The following is a 15,403-nucleotide window of genomic DNA, read 5'->3' as shown; positions in this document are numbered from 1 at the left end:
CCCCACCATTATTCCGACCAGATGACGGTCGTGCGCCGGTTCACGGCCCGGCCTTGTTCGGTTGAATTGTCAGCAATCGGCATCGCCGCGCCATAGCCATGGGCGCGCAGCATGGCGGGGGCCACACCGCGCGCGGTCAGCGCCTTCACCACCGCGTCTGCCCGGCGTTGGCTGAGGCCGATATTGGCCAGCGGATCGCCCGATGCATCGGTATGTCCGCCAATCTCGGCCTTTAAGCCCGATCCCGCACAGGGTGCGATGACCGAAGCCAGACGGTTCAGCACCCGCAGCGCCGATGCATCCAGCCGGTCAGAGCCGGACAGGAAGTTCACGGTGGTCTCGGCCAGCAACGTATCGGCCTGCGCCTGACAGGTCGCCTTGTCGACGGTAAAGCTGGCCAGCGGCAGCCAATAGCCCGATGTCAGCCGCTCGGTCTGGCCGGTTGCGGCATTCAGGCGCTCGGTGCCCTCGGTCGCGTCGCTTTCGACCATGTCCACGGTCAGATCGACGGCCCCCAGATCGGCGGCCATGCCTTCGCGGATCAGATCGAGATCGGCCCCCTTTCCAACACTGGCGGCCACCTTCGCGGCGCCTTCGGCGGGGATGTTCACCCGCAGCGCCTCAAGATCGGGCAGCCAGCGCGCCAGCTTGCCGAACAGATCGGGCAGGGCGGCGGCATCGCCAGTGGTCGCAAACCTGGCCTCATTGGTCAGGCTGGCAAGGCCAAGCGCGCCTTGCAGCGCCGCCAGATCAAAGCCTTTGGGCAGCTTGCCGCGCAGGACCGCGCCGGTCAGGGCGGAGAAATCCAGTTCCCATGCGGCGGGCTTGCCGTCATCCAGCAGCGTCAGACTGGCGGTGGCCATTTCCGGCGGCACCTTGACGAGTTCGGCCATCACCGCAGCCTCTTGGGTCGGGTCGGCCACTTCGCCGCTGACGCGCAACAGCCCGTCGGTCACATCCGCCCTGCCACGCACCATATGTTTCAGCGCGGCCATGCCGGTTTCCAGCAGGCCCAGCTGATCGATCGGCGCGCCAGAAGCCAGAGTGAGGCCCTGCACGGTCTCCGCACCCAGCCATTCGGCCAGCGTGCCGCGCGCGGCCTCACTGGACACATGGCCCTCGGCGGTCAGGGCGGTCCCCGGTTCGGTCAGGGTCAGGATGGTGGTGAAGGGCTTGGCCGGGGCCAGGATCTGCAAATCGTCGCGCACCACACGCCGCCCCGGCAGGGCTTCGTATTGGCGGATCAGCTCGGCCCGCTCGGCCTCGCTATCGGCCAGACCGCTCACCTGAATATCGCGGCCCAGAACCTCTGCCGTCACGCCATGCACCGATCCCGAAGCAATTGGCGCGGCCTCGGCACGGATGCGGTCCTCCATTCGGACGGCCTCATGCGTGGTGCCCCACCAGCCCAGACCGGCAACGCCGCCCAACAACACAGCCAAACCCAAACCCTTGCGCACAGTCACCCCCAGCCGCTGTTTTCGTTGCGCAAAAACCTGCCATTGACCGCAAGGGCAGGGCAAGGGGGAGAATGCGCTTCACAGCGTCACAGGCTGGAATGCGACCCGGTTTCGCCCGAAGATCAGGCGTGCAGCGCGGCCCAACGGTTGATAAGCTGGCTTTGCAGCGTCTTGGCGCGCTTGTTCCAGGCGCTGCCGCCCTGCGGACGCTCGCGCTCGGCCAGCGACAGTTTGGCGCGGCGGTCGATATCACCGGCGAAGATCGCAAAGGCCAGACGCCGCCCGCCCGGCGGGTCGATATAGCCTGCAAGGGTGGAGACAAAGTTCAGCGTGCCGGTCTTGGCACGCACCGTCACCGGATGCGCCTTCAGCCGCGCGCCCTTGTCATCATAGACACCATGATCCTTCAGCAGCCCGGGCAGGGCACCGCCCTGCACATCGACCAGCATCTTCACCATCTGCGCGGCCGAAATGCGCGAGGCGGCACCAAGTCCGGAATGGTCGGCGATCACCGGGTCGATCTCGTGCCGCCCGCGCGCCCATTCCCGCATCGCCACCGCCGATGCCTGATGGCTGGCGGCTTGCGAGGCGGTCATGCCCGCCACCTCGGCGGTGAGGTTGGTCGAATGTTTCAGCATGTCGCGCAGCAACTCCGCCAGCGGTTGGCTGTCATGACGCAGCACCTCCTGTCCTTCGGGCAGGGTGTCGATCCGTTCTGCCTCGGGCAGTTTGATGCCGTGGCTTGCCACCAGCGTGCGGAACACCTCGCCGGTGTAAAGCGCCGGGTGGCGCACGGGCAGCCAACGCGCCCCCCCCTTGCCCAAGGCCGCCGAGGCGACGGTCCAGCTTTCGTCGCGCGCGCCGCCCTGATAGGTGAACAAGGGCGTTTCGCGCTGCGCCACGCTGACGCGGGCCAGCTTGACCGCCGGGGTGAAGCGTTCGGCGCGGGCATCCATCGTGAGGTTCCAGGCCCCCGCATTGCGGCGCCATTCGAAATGCACACGGTTGAAATTCAGGTTCAGGCCGGAAATCGCCGGGTTATAGCCGACGAAATCGGGCTGCTCGCTGTCAATCCGCTCCATCCGCGGCAGGGCCGCATCCCACAGCAGATAGCGCCCGCTGACGCCCTTGATGCCACGCGCGGCCAGTTGTGCGGCCATATCGCCCAGCATATCGGTATCGAGCACCGGATCGCCGCCCCCCGCCAGAACCAGATCGCCCTGGATGATGCCACCAGATATCGGCCCGGTGGCAAGGATGCGGGTGCCAAAGCGATGCATTGGGCCCAGACGGTCCAGCGCATAGGCCGCCGTCATCGCCTTCATCACGCTGGCAGGCGGCAGGGGGCTGTCGGGGTCATGCGCCTCCAGCACGGTGCCGGTTGTGGCATCGGCCACCACAAAGCCCAGGGCACCGCCCAGCTTGGCCGCCGCGATCAGCCGGTCGGGGCTGGAGATCTGGCGCGGGGCCGCGCCGCCATCGCCGCGCCGGCGCGGGAACATCGAGGTCGCGGGGGCAAGGCTTGCGCCTTCGGCCAGCAGCGGCGTGGCAATCCCCGCCAGAAGCCCCGCCAACATCCCGCGCCGTGTCCATTGCATGAGTCGCATTCCCATATGGTTCCGCCCCCGCATAGCCTTCTGCCGCAGGGCAGGGAACCCCGCGCAAGCCCTTGCGCCGCAGGATGTGAAGGGCGGACGGGGGCGCGGGGCTTCATTTCGGGTGCAATCCTTGCTAGACGCCCGCTTTCGCCGCAGGAACATCCGACCATGACCAGCCTGACCACTGTGCCCGCCCTGATCGCCGGGGGCCACGCGCCCGCCGAGGATGGCCTTGCGCTGGAACAGGTGGTGGATCGGTTCCGCCTGCGCATCTCGCCCGCGATGACGGCTGCCCTTGGTTCTGATGGGGTGGCCCGCCAGTTCGTGCCGCAGCCGCAGGAATTGCAGATCCGCCCCGAGGAACGCGCCGATCCGATCGGCGATCAGACCTTCAGCCCGGCACCCGGCCTGACGCATCGCTACCCGGATCGGGTGATCTTGGCGGTGACCCAGATCTGCGAAGTCTATTGCCGTTTCTGCTTTCGCCGCGAGACGGTGGGGGCGACCGGCATCCTGCCCGATGCCGATCTTGAGGCGGCGCTGGCCTATATCGCGGCAACACCCGCGATCAGCGAGGTGATCCTGACCGGGGGCGATCCGCTGTCGCTGTCGCCGCGCCGCCTTGGCATGGTGCTGGATCGGTTGCAGGCCATCCCGAGTGTCGAGACCGCCCGCATTCATAGCCGGGTGCCGGTGGTGGCGCCCGAACGCATGGATGCCGCGATGATTGCCGTTCTGGACCGCGATCTGCCGGTGCATCTGGTGATCCATACCAACCATCCGGATGAGCTGACCGAAGCGGCCCGCGCGGCGATCCGTCGCCTGAACCGGGCCGGGATCGCGATGTTCTCGCAATCGGTGCTGCTGCGCGGGGTGAATGACGATGCGGATGTGCTGGAGGCGCTGTTTCGCGCCCTGCTGCGCAACCGGGTGAAGCCCTATTATCTGCATCACTGTGATCTGGCTGAGGGCACCAGTCATTTCCGCACCACCATCGAAGAGGGGCGGGCGCTGATGGCCCTGCTGAAACAGCGGCTGTCGGGCATCGCGCTACCGCATTATGTGCTGGATATTCCGGGTGGGGCGGGCAAGGTCATGCTGACGCCCGCCCATGCCGAATGCACGGCACCCGGTCAGTGGCAGATTACCGACCGCTTGGGCGGGACGCATCGCTACGATGACCCGGAGCGCGGCTGATTGCCGGCCCCGATCCTGCAAGCCATGCGGCATTGGCGTTGCAATCCAGCGGATGGGGAATGAAGGGCCTGCTTGCCGAAAGGGCCGGTTGAGCGCGGCCCGCACCCTGCGGACCTGATCGGATTGCGGGCAAGACCCCGCAGAACGGCACCAGAAACCCGGGCTTGTGCGCTATTTTTGGTCTTTTCATTCCGTCCTCGCCCGGTATAGTCCGGCCCCATGAGCACGGGTCATCATATCATCCACGCCGCGCAGCCTTGCGCCTTGGCCACCCGTGGCCTGCTTCTCCTTAGCTGCCTCTGAGCGTGCCTTCGGGTGCGACCGCTCAGAGGTGTCCAGCGCCCAAACATCCCAGAGAAGCAAGTCTGAACGACAAGGATATCCCAGATGACCGAGACCAGCGCCCAACCCCGCGTTGTGATTTTTGACACCACCCTGCGCGATGGCGAGCAATCGCCCGGCGCGACCATGACCCATGCCGAAAAGCTGGAGATTGCGGGCCTGTTGGATGAAATGGGCGTCGATGTGATCGAGGCAGGTTTCCCCATCGCCTCGGAAGGTGATTTTGCGGCCGTCAGCGAAATCTCGAAACGCTCGAAGAACTCCACGATCTGCGGCCTGTCGCGCGCAAATTTCAAGGATATCGATCGCTGCTGGGAGGCGGTGAAACACGCAGCCCGCCCGCGCATCCACACCTTCATCGGCACCTCGCCCTTGCACCGCGCCATTCCGAACCTGACCATGGACGAGATGGCCGAGCGCATTCATGACACCGTGACGCACGCCCGCAACCTGTGCGACAATGTGCAATGGTCGGCGATGGATGCGACCCGCACGGAACATGATTATCTGTGCCGCGTGGTCGAGATCGCGATCAAGGCCGGGGCAACCACGATCAACATTCCCGATACCGTGGGTTATACTGCGCCGCGCGAAAGCGCCGACCTGATCCGCATGTTGCTGGAACGCGTGCCGGGTGCGGATCAGGTGATCTTCTCGACCCATTGCCACAACGATCTGGGCATGGCGACGGCCAATAGCCTGGCGGCCGTTGAGGCGGGCGCCCGTCAGATCGAATGCACGATCAATGGCCTGGGCGAACGCGCGGGCAATGCGGCGCTGGAAGAAGTGGTGATGGCGCTGAAGGTGCGCAACGACATCATGCCGTTCCAGACCGGCATCGATACCACCAAGATCATGCATCTGTCGCGCCGGGTTTCCACCGTTTCGGGCTTTGCGGTGCAGTTCAACAAGGCCATCGTGGGCAAGAACGCCTTCCTGCACGAATCCGGCATCCATCAGGATGGCGTGCTGAAAAACGTCGAAACCTTCGAGATCATGCGCCCGGAATCCATCGGCCTGAAGGCCGAGAATATCGTCTTGGGCAAGCATTCGGGCCGTGCCGCCTTGCGCGCCAAGATGAAGGATCTGGGCGTCGATCTGGCCGATAACCAGCTGAATGACCTGTTCGTGCGCTTCAAGGCTTTGGCCGACCGCAAGAAAGAGGTCTATGACGACGATCTGCTGGCGCTGGTCAAGGACAGCGACACCAATGAGGCGCATGACACCATTCAGGTGAAGCGTCTGCGTGTGGTCTGCGGCACCGATGGCCCGCAAGAGGCCGAACTGACCCTGGTGATTGACGGGGTGGAGCACAGCATTGACGCGACTGGCGATGGTCCCGTCGATGCGGCGTTCAATTGTGTGAAGATGCTCTATCCCCACAAGGCGCGCCTGCAATTGTATCAGGTGCAGGCGGTGACCGAAGGCACCGATGCGCAGGCGACTGTCAGCGTTCGGATCGAGGAAGAGGGGCGCATCGCCACCGGGTCTTCCGCCGATACCGACACCATCGTCGCCAGCGTGAAGGCCTATGTGAACGCGATCAACCGCCTGATCGAGCGTCGCAAGAAATCCAACCCCGGCGATGACGTGAAAACCGTCGATTTCCGCGACGCGGGTTGATCTGAACCAAGCCCCGGGCGCCGATAGGGTGTCCGGGGTTCCCTCTCAAGCCCGGGCCCTGCCATATGATCGAGACACGCAGCTATCACCCCGGCGATCTGACGGCCTGTCTTGCCTTGTTTGACAGCAATGTGCCGCAGTTCTTCGCGCCCGACGAACGGGCGCAATTCGTTGAATTTCTTGAGAATGTCCCAGCATCTGACGGCACCTATCTGGTACTGGCACAGGCGGGCAGGGTGATGGCCTGTGGCGGGGTGGCGCGTGAACCCGATACGGAAAGCGCCGCTTTGACATGGGGCATGGTGGATCGATCTCAGCACCGCCAGGGCCTTGGCACCCGCCTGACCCAAGCGCGGCTGACTGCGGCCTGGGCCATGCCCGGTATCCGGCGCGTGATCCTTGCCACCAGCCAGCACACCGCGGGTTTCTATCGGGGTTTCGGATTCACCTTGCAGGCCACGATCCCCGATGGCTTCGCCCCCGGTCTGGACCGTTGCGATATGGTCCTGGAGCGCGACCAGATCTGAGGCCCCCTACACAGCCGCCCCCGCACCGCCTATGTTGGGGGCGATGACAGGGGTTTTGCCGTGGCGATCAGTGACATAACCGACCAGTTGGGCCGCAGCCTTGAAGGGCTGGTCTCTACCGTGACCGATCCGTTTTCCGACACCACCGTGCGGCTGGGGGTTACCGGCCTGTCGCGGGCGGGCAAGACCGTGTTCATCACCGGACTGGTCGCCAATCTGCTGGATCGCGGCCGGATGCCGCAATTGCGGGCCGAAGGCGCGCGCCGGATCGAGGCCGCCTATCTGCAACCGCAACCCGACGATACCGTGGCGCGGTTTGACTATGAAAACCATTTGGCCGCGTTGACCGGCGACGATCCGCATTGGCCCGACAGCACGCGGGCGGTGTCGGAACTTCGCCTGTCGTTCCGGGTGAAGCCGACCGGGTTGCTGTCTGCCCTGCGCGACTCGCAGACCGTGCATCTGGATATCGTCGATTATCCCGGCGAATGGCTGCTGGATCTGGCGCTGCTGGACAAGACCTATGCGGAATGGGCCGATGACGCGCTGACGCGGATGGCCCGGCGCCCGATGGGGGCGGAATATCTGGCGACCGCCCGGGCCGAGGATGGCGCGCTGGCGCATGACGAGATGCGGGCGCAAGCCTTGGCCGCGCAATTCACCGATTATCTGGTGGCGGCGCGCGCGGCGGGGTGGTCCGATTGCACGCCAGGGCGTTTCCTGCTGCCGGGTGAGCTTGCCGGCAGCCCGGTCCTGACCTTTGCCCCGATCCCGGAACCCGCGACCACCGCGCGCGGCAGCCTGTGGCGCGAGATGGAGCGCCGCTATGAGGCCTATAAATCCCGCGTGGTGAAACCCTTCTTCCGGGCGCATTTCGCCCGTGTCGACCGGCAGGTCGTGCTTGTCGATGTGCTGGGCGCGATCCATGCCGGGCCGCAGGCGCTTGAGGATCTGCGCCAGACCATGGCCGAGATCCTGACCGCCTTTCGCCCCGGTCGGAACGGGTTTCTGAATGAGATCCTGTTGGGACGACGCATCGAGAAGGTGCTGTTTGCGGCCACCAAGGCCGATCACCTGCACCAGTCGCAACATGCGGCGCTGACCGCCATCACCGAGGCGCTGGTGCGCGAGGCCCGCGACCGCGCGGCGTTTTCGGGGGCCGAGGTTGCGGCGATGTCGCTGGCGGGTCTGCGCGCCACGGTGGAAGAGGTGGTGAGCCGCGATGGCGAGGATCTGCCGATGGTGCGCGGGCGTCTCGCTGCCACCGGCAAGCAGGCGGCGATGTATCCCGGCGAATTGCCGCAAGACCCCGCGCGCCTGCTATCCCCCGCCCGCAAGGGGGCGGAACGATGGCTGGATGCCGATTTCGCCCTGATGGGCTTTGCGCCGGCCCGCCTGACCCTGCGCCCCGGCGAAGGGCCGCCGCATATCAGGCTGGACCGCGCCGCCGAGTTTCTGATCGGAGACAAGCTGTGACACAGGATGGTTTTCGGGATGACCCGCGCGACGGCCCCGCGCCGCTGCGCCGCCCGCTGATGCTGGACCGCGATGACGATGCCGATCCGGGTGCCGCACCCCTTGTGCTGGATGATCCGGCAGAGGGGCGCGCGATGCAACTTGCCGCCAAAATCTCGGCCCGCCGCGCGTCGCCGCTGATGCGGGCGCTGCTTTGGGTGTTTTCGGCGCTGTTCACCTTTGTGCTGTCGGTCGCGGCCTATGATTTCGTGACCACGCTGATCGCGCGCAATCCGATCCTTGGCTATCTGGCGCTTGGCCTGACGGTGATTGCGGTGGGCCTTGCGCTGATCGCGGGACTGCGCGAATGGTCAGCCTTTCTGCGGTTGGGGCGGCTGGAGCACCAGCGGGCCGATGCGCTGGCCGCCAAAACCTCCGGCGACAGCAAGGCCGCGCGCAATGTTGTCGCCCGCGTGGCCGGGCTTTACGCCAGCCGCCCCGAACTGACCGAGGCGCGGCTGCGTCTGGCGGCCCGCAGCGACGAGATGATGGATGCCGATGGCATCGTCGATCAGGCCGAAACCTTGCTGATCCTGCCGCTGGATGCCCGCGCGCGGGCCGAGGTCGAGGCGGCAGCACGGCAGGTTGCAACCGTCACCGCGCTGGTGCCGCTGGCTTTGGCCGATGTAGCCATGGCGCTGTTTGCCAATCTGCTGATGATCCGCCGCATCGCCGAGATTTACGGCGGCAGGTCGGGGGGCTTTGCCTCGCTCGGGCTGTTGCGTCGGGTTTTCACCTATCTGGTGGCGACCGGGGCGGTGGCGCTGACCGATGATCTGATCGGGTCGGTCGCGGGGGGCGGTGTGCTGTCCAAACTGTCACGCCGCTTTGGCGAAGGGGTGGTGAACGGTGCCCTGACCGCCCGCGTCGGTGTCGCCGCGATGGAGCTGTGCCGCCCGCTGCCCTTCCATGTAGCAGCCCGCCCCAGTGTTTCGGCTCTGGTCAGCCGCGCGCTTGCCGGGCTGTTTGATCGCGCTGCCGGGCGCAAGGCGGATGAGGGCGGGAATCCCTGACACCTCAATACGTTGCCATCCGGGTTTCTGCTGATATTCTGACCAGAACGAGTATCGGCGCGGAGGCCCGGCATGGGTGACGATTTCCTGATCTTCATGGCGTTCCTGATCGGCGTGGCCGCCCTGATCGCGCCGATCCTCTGCATCATCCTGTTTGCGCAACTGTCCGGTGCGAAATCGCGGATCAGCCAGTTGGAGAATATCTCGGGCCAGTTGGTGGCCGAGGTGAAGCGGCTGCGCGATCTGGCCTTGCTGCCCGGTGCCGCCCCTGTCGCGCGGCCTGCGCCGCCGCCCGCAGGGGGGCCGCGGGCCGCGCCCGCGCCGGTCGCGGCATTGATGCCTGCGCCAGATGCGGTGCCGTCCAGACCTGCGGCACCGCCCCCTGCTGCCATTCCGGCACCGCGTCCCGCCGTCCCGCACACCGCGCCCGGTCAGGACCAGCCGCTGGTCTTTCGCACCGACCGGCTCGAGGCGGTTTTCGCCTGGCTGCGCGACAATTGGGCCTATGCGGTCGCTGCGCTGTCGCTGGCTTTGGCGGGGGTGTTCTTCGTCCAATACGGTATCGAAAAGGGCCTGCTGCCGCCGCCGTTGCACGTGATGGCCGCCATTGCCTTTGGCGCGGGTCTGATCGGGGCCGGGGAATGGCTGCGCCGCCGCTGGGGCGATGGCGCGAAGGCGCGGGCGGGTTATCTGCCCTCGGTCTTCAGCGGGGCGGGGATCGTTGCGATCTTTGCGGGCATTGCGGCCGGGCGGCTGATCTACGGCCTTTACGGGCCTGGCATGACCTTTGCGGGTCTGGGCCTGACCGCGCTTGGCGCGATCTGGCTGGGCTGGCGGCACGGGCCATTCCTCGCGGCCATCGGCCTGCTGGGTGGAGCGCTGACGCCGTTCCTGCTGGATGGTGGCGGGGCGGCCCCCACATGGCTGCTGGGCTATTATGTCGGGCTTGCGGTCATCGGCCTTGCGGTCGATGCGATCCGCCGCTGGGCCTGGATTTCGGTTCTGGCGCTGGTGCTGGCGCATCTGGGGCTGTTCCTGATGACAGCCAGCGGGGCCGGGCAGGCAGGCTGGATGTGGAGCCTGCTGGCCATGGCGCTGATCGCCATCATCATCCCGCAGCGCAGCCTTGTGCCAGATCACCCGGCACCCTCGGTTACACGGGCGATGTGGCGCAGGGCCGGGCGTTGGCCCAGTTTCCCGGTGCGGCTGGCGGCGGGCAATATGGTGGTGGTGACGGCGGCGCTGACCATGCTGGGTCTTGGCGGGGATCTGGCCATGCTGGGCTTCCTGCTGTTGACCGCCTTGGCGCTGGTGCTGCTGCTTTGGGCCGATGCGGCACCGGGTCTGCGCGATCTGGCGGCGCTGCCCGCGCTTGGGCTGCTGGCCAAGCTGGCGCTGGCGCAAGACATGCGGATGACCTTTCAGATGCAGGATATCCTGCGCCGCGCGCCTGAAAGCGGGGCACCCGCGACGGTGCTGCTGTTGCTGGCCTTGGCGGTGCTGATCTCTGCCGGGTTTGCCTGGCGGGCGCTGCGGCGCGGCAGCCTGCCGGATGCGCTGCTGGCGGTGTTGACAGCCCCCGTCGCGGTGCTGCTGCTGGAGGCCTTGTGGCAACCCGCCACCGTGCTTGGCAGCTACGCTTGGGCGTTGCATGTGATGGCGGTGGCGGCTGCTGCGGTCGGGTTGGCCCTGGCCTTTGCCCGTGCCGATGCCCATGCGGATCGGGCCCCGGGGCGGCGTGTCGCCTGGGCCACCCTGGCGGCGCTGACCCTGATCGCGCTGTCGCTGTTCCTTGTCACCTCGGCTGCGGCGCTGACACTGGCGCTGGCCGTCCTGCTCCTGGTCGCGGTGGAGCTGGATCGCCGCTTTGGCCTGCCGGAGATGGGCTGGTTCATTCAGGCGGCGGCGGCGGTCTTGTCCTGGCGGCTGGTGGTCGATCCCGGCCTGTCATGGGCGGAAGCTGCGCCGCTTTGGGCGGTGCTGGCCTCTTACCTTGGGGTGGCTGCGGCGTGCTGGCTTGGCCTGCGCGGGTTGCGTGCGTCGCGGTTGCTGCCGCGTGCCGTGATGGAAAGCCTTGGCCTTTCGGCCTTGGCGCTGCTGGTCAATGTGCTGGTCTTGCGCCAGTTCGAGGCGGTCACGCTGCCCGATGGCAACTGGTCGCCGGATCTGTCGGAAAGCCATTGGGGGGCCACGCTTTACGCGCTGCCCTGGCTGATCCTGGCGCTTGGTCAATGCTGGCGCGCGCGGGTGAGCCCGGGCCTCGCCCGCCGTATCCGGCTGCTGATCGCGGCGGGCGCGGGGCTGCTGGCCTTTGGCGGGCTGGCGATGGCTGTGTTGGTGTTGAACCCGATCTTTGCCGGTTGGGCAGATGATCCGCGCGGTTGGGTGCGCGGGCCGATTGTGCTGAACAGCCTGTTCATCGCCTATGCGGTGCCCGGCCTGATCCTGCTTCTGGTGCCGCCACGCCTGATGGCGCTGCCGCACAGATTGCGGCAGGGGCTGCGGCTGGTCGGCGTGGGCTTCCTGGTGATCTATGGCATCGCGGCGATCCGCCATGGCTGGCACGGGCGCTGGATCGGTGGCCCCGAGGTGCTTCAGGGCGAGCTTTACAGCTATACGCTGGCGATGATGCTGACCGGGGCCGGGCTGCTATGGCAGGCCCTGGCGCGCCGGTCGGTGCTGTTGCGCCGGATCGCCATGGCGGTGATCGCGCTGACGGTGGCCAAGGTCTTCCTTTGGGATGTCTCGGGCCTGTCGGGGCTTGTGCGGGTGCTGAGCTTTGCGGGTCTTGGTCTTGCCTTGGCCGGTCTGGCCTGGCTCAACCGCTGGATCGGCCAGCAGATGGGGGAGCCGCCCTCAGAACCGGGGAACCGCGTCTGAGGGGCGTCGCGCGTCGCTGACCCCCATCGCCAGTGCGCGCCCGATGCGATGCGCCATCGCCGACCAGGCCGCGGCGGTGTCGGGTGGCACAGTGGTGTCCAGCGTGGCATCAAACAGGGCCAGCCATTGCGGGAAATGATCGGGCACCACATCGCCTGCCTGCCTGTGCGCCATCATGGGGGATCCGTCATAGACCCGCTCACGCAGGATGGCATTGCGCCAGAACCTGCCAATCTTTGCCTCGTGTTCCGGCCAATCCGTCACATGATGTGCAAAGACCGGACCCAGCAGCGGATCTCGGCGCACGGCGGCATAGAAGGCCGCGACCTGTGCGTCGATCTGGTCAGGGGTGATGGCAAAGGCGGGGGGCAGTGCGGTCATGACGCGGGATCCTTATGGGTGATCCGAAGATGCCGCGTTCAAGCCAACAGGCCAAGAGGGCAGGGTGACGCGGCGGGTTCGACCTGCGGTCGGGATCTGCGCACCAGATCTTTCGGCATTGCGACATCGCCCGCCGCGCGGGCCGGGCCCCACATGAATAGGCGCGCCCGGGTTAGGGGGCGCGCCTGATGATTTGCGCAAGCGGCCTGGCATGGCAGACCAGCGATCATTGTCGTGGTTACGGCGTGCCTGTCGCGCTGCAACGATAGGGGCTTAGCCGTTGACGCGGATCCGCTCGTTCTTGGGATCGAAGGGGCTGTCCTCCACCACGACCGCATCCCATTCCTTCAGCAGCATCTTCACCTTCAGCTTGGTGCCGACTTCGGCCAGTTCCGGGCTGACATAGCCCATGCCGATCTGTTTGCCGAAGGCCACCGAGTAGCCGCCCGAGGTCAGTCGTCCGACCTTGACGCCATCCTTGAGGATCGCCTCTTTGCCCCAGGGATCGGTGTCATCCGGCCCGTCGATCAGCAGCGTCACGCATTTCGAGCGGATGCCGAGATCGAGCATCGCCTGCTTGCCGTTGAAATCCTTGGACAGATCGACAAAGCGGTCCAATGCGGCCTCCAGGGGCGTTGCGTCGCGGCCCAGTTCGTTGCCGAAGGCGCGATAGGATTTTTCCTGCCGCAGCCAGTTCTGCGCCCGGGCACCAACCCCTTTGAGGCCGTGCTTCTCGCCCACCGACCAGAGCAGATCCCACAGGTAGCGGCCAAACTCGATCGGGTAATGCAGTTCCCAACCCAGCTCTCCGGTATAGGCCACGCGGATCGCGCGGACCGGGCACATGCCCAGTTCGATGTCGCGGTAGGACAGCCACGGGAAGCGTTTGTTCGACAAGACGGTCGAGGGATCGGCATCCTTGACGATCTCGTTCATCAGGGCGCGGGCATTCGGGCCTGCCAGCGCATAGACGCCCCATTGCGTGGTGACGTCATGGATGTCGAGATAGCCGCCGCCCTTGGCCATGAAATCTTCGGCGGATTTCATCAGGAAATCAGCGTCATAGGCCGTCCATGCCCCGGCGGAGATGATGTAGTATTCATTCTCCTTCAGACGGACGATGGTGTATTCGGTGCGGGTGGTGCCCGCATCGGTCAGCGCATAGGTCAGGTTGATGCGGCCGACATTGGGCAGCTTGTTGCAGGTGAAGTGGTCAAGGAAGGCCGTGGCGCCGGGGCCGCGCACCAGATGTTTGGTGAAAGCAGAGGCGTCGATGATGCCCACGGTCGAGCGCACGGCCTCGGCCTCGGCCTTGGCATAGGGCCACCAGGCACCGCGCCGGAACGACCGGCTGTCATGGTCGAACGACGCAGGCGCATCCTTCGGCCCGTAATAGTTCGGGCGATCCCAGCCATTCACCTGGCCGAATTGCGCGCCCATTTCCTTCTGGCGGTCATAGGCGGGGGCAGTGCGCAACGGGCGGCAAGCCTCGCGCTCCTCATCGGGGTGGTGCAGGATGAAGACATGCTCATAGCATTCCTCATTCTTGCGCGCGGCATATTCGGTGGTCATCCAGTTGCCGTAACGCTTGGGATCAAGGCTGGCCATGTCGATTTCGGCTTCGCCATTGACCATCATCTGCGCCAGATAATAGCCGGTGCCGCCCGCGGCGGTGATGCCGAAGCTGAAGCCTTCGGCGATCCACATATTGCGCAGACCCGGCACCGGCCCGACCAGCGGGTTACCATCGGGCGTGTAGCAGATCGGGCCGTTGAAATCGTCCTTGAGGCCGACCGTCTCGGACGAGGGCAGACGATGGATCATCGACATGTATTCGGTCTCGATCCGTTCCAGATCCAGCGGGAAAAGGTCGGCGCGGAAGGTTTCCGGCACGTCATACAGGAAGCGCGCGGGCGCACCGGCCTCATAGGGGCCAAGGATCCAGCCGCCGCGTTCTTCGCGCACATACCATTTGCTGTCGGCATCGCGCAGCACCGGGTGTTCGGGATTGCTCTTGCGGTATTCCTGCAACATCGGATCGGGCTCGGTCACGATGAACTGGTGTTCCACCGGAATGGCCGGGATCTTCACGCCCAACAGGCGCGCGGTGCGCTGCGCATGGTTGCCGGTGGCGGTAACCACATGTTCGGCGACGATCTCGAACTTGTCCTCGCTCGGCACCAGCATCCCGCCCTTGTCGACCATGCGGGTGCAGGACACCACCCATTCGGAGCCGGTCCAGCGATAGCCATCCACCTGCACCTTGCGCTCGATATGCGCACCATGCTGGCGCGCGCCCTTGGCCATGGCCTGGGTCACATCGGCCGGATTGATATAGCCGTCCTGCGGGTGATACAGCGCGCCGATCAGGTCTTCGGTATTGAGCAGCGGCCAGCGGTCCTTCATTTCCTTCGGGCTGAGGAATTCATGATAGACCCCGGCGGTTTCCGCGACCGAGGAATAGAGCATGTATTCATCCATGCGTTCCTGACGCTGCGCCATGCGCAGGTTGCCAACCACGGCGAAACCCGCATTCAGCCCGGTCTCGGCCTCCAGCGACTTGTAGAAATCGACGGAGTATTTGTGGATATGGGTGGTCGCGAAGGACATGTTGAACAGCGGAAGCAACCCCGCCGCGTGCCAGGTCGAACCGGAGGTCAGCTCGTCGCGTTCGACAAGCATCGTATCCCATCCGGCTTTGGCGAGGTGATAGGCAATGCCGTTGCCGACGGCGCCGCCGCCGACCACCAGGGCTTTGACATGGGTTTTCATGGGCGACTCCGTTCGCGCTGACTGTCTTTCATGAATGCCAGCTTTATGGGCCGACAACCAAGGCTGCCCGACGCAAATCGGCGAAAAACGACATT

The 15,403-nt window shown here is 65.8% G+C and carries 10 protein-coding genes; 6 read left to right on the top strand and 4 right to left on the bottom strand.

Translation table 11 applies throughout. The features are described from left to right. Positions 1-8: 8 nt before the first annotated feature. Together GBJ34_RS03575 and dacB are read right to left on the bottom strand one after the other, a co-directional pair. Positions 9-1,436 (bottom strand): OmpA family protein, encoded by a 1,428-nt coding sequence (locus tag GBJ34_RS03575; RefSeq protein ID WP_226341034.1) that lies wholly within the window; start codon positions 1,434-1,436, stop codon positions 9-11. Between the two features lie 146 nt (positions 1,437-1,582). Beyond that, on the bottom strand, positions 1,583-3,058 hold the full coding sequence (dacB, locus tag GBJ34_RS03570; RefSeq protein ID WP_151717876.1) for a D-alanyl-D-alanine carboxypeptidase/D-alanyl-D-alanine endopeptidase: 1,476 nt from the start codon (positions 3,056-3,058) through the stop codon (positions 1,583-1,585). Between the two features lie 168 nt (positions 3,059-3,226). Between dacB and GBJ34_RS03565 the strand changes: the two genes are divergently transcribed. From GBJ34_RS03565 to GBJ34_RS03540, 6 genes are all read left to right on the top strand, one after another. Next, positions 3,227-4,255, top strand: a complete 1,029-nt coding sequence (locus GBJ34_RS03565) for a lysine-2,3-aminomutase-like protein (RefSeq protein WP_151717875.1) — start codon at positions 3,227-3,229, stop codon at positions 4,253-4,255. Positions 4,256-4,642: 387 nt separating this feature from the next. After that, entirely contained in the window at positions 4,643-6,220 is a 1,578-nt protein-coding gene (locus tag GBJ34_RS03560) for a 2-isopropylmalate synthase (protein ID WP_151717874.1), read from the top strand. A gap of 65 nt (positions 6,221-6,285) precedes the next feature. Next, complete coding sequence (locus GBJ34_RS03555; RefSeq protein ID WP_192931098.1) at positions 6,286-6,747, top strand: GNAT family N-acetyltransferase; 462 nt, start codon at positions 6,286-6,288, stop codon at positions 6,745-6,747. 60 nt (positions 6,748-6,807) lie between these two features. Next, entirely contained in the window at positions 6,808-8,223 is a 1,416-nt protein-coding gene (locus GBJ34_RS03550; RefSeq protein ID WP_151717873.1) for a YcjX family GTP-binding protein, read from the top strand. A gap of 59 nt (positions 8,224-8,282) precedes the next feature. After that, positions 8,283-9,275: a YcjF family protein gene (locus tag GBJ34_RS03545; protein WP_151717979.1), complete on the top strand. Its 993-nt coding sequence runs from the start codon at positions 8,283-8,285 to the stop codon at positions 9,273-9,275. Positions 9,276-9,347: 72 nt separating this feature from the next. Next, positions 9,348-12,155, top strand: coding sequence for a DUF2339 domain-containing protein (locus GBJ34_RS03540; RefSeq protein WP_151717872.1), 2,808 nt, complete (start codon positions 9,348-9,350; stop codon positions 12,153-12,155). On the opposite strand, the gene GBJ34_RS03535 is transcribed toward GBJ34_RS03540, so the two are convergent. Together GBJ34_RS03535 and GBJ34_RS03530 are read right to left on the bottom strand one after the other, a co-directional pair. Then, positions 12,132-12,536, bottom strand: coding sequence for a group III truncated hemoglobin (locus tag GBJ34_RS03535; RefSeq protein WP_151717871.1), 405 nt, complete (start codon positions 12,534-12,536; stop codon positions 12,132-12,134). The genes GBJ34_RS03540 and GBJ34_RS03535 overlap by 24 nt on opposite strands. Before the next feature lie 273 nt (positions 12,537-12,809). Beyond that, positions 12,810-15,308 (bottom strand): GcvT family protein, encoded by a 2,499-nt coding sequence (locus GBJ34_RS03530; protein ID WP_151717870.1) that lies wholly within the window; start codon positions 15,306-15,308, stop codon positions 12,810-12,812. Positions 15,309-15,403 lie beyond the last annotated feature (95 nt).

The sequence above is a fragment of the Gemmobacter serpentinus genome (assembly GCF_008973825.1).
Lineage (GTDB): Bacteria > Pseudomonadota > Alphaproteobacteria > Rhodobacterales > Rhodobacteraceae > Gemmobacter > Gemmobacter serpentinus.
The sequence above is the reverse complement of the archived record's forward strand: the minus strand, read 5'-3'. Positions and strand labels throughout refer to the sequence as shown.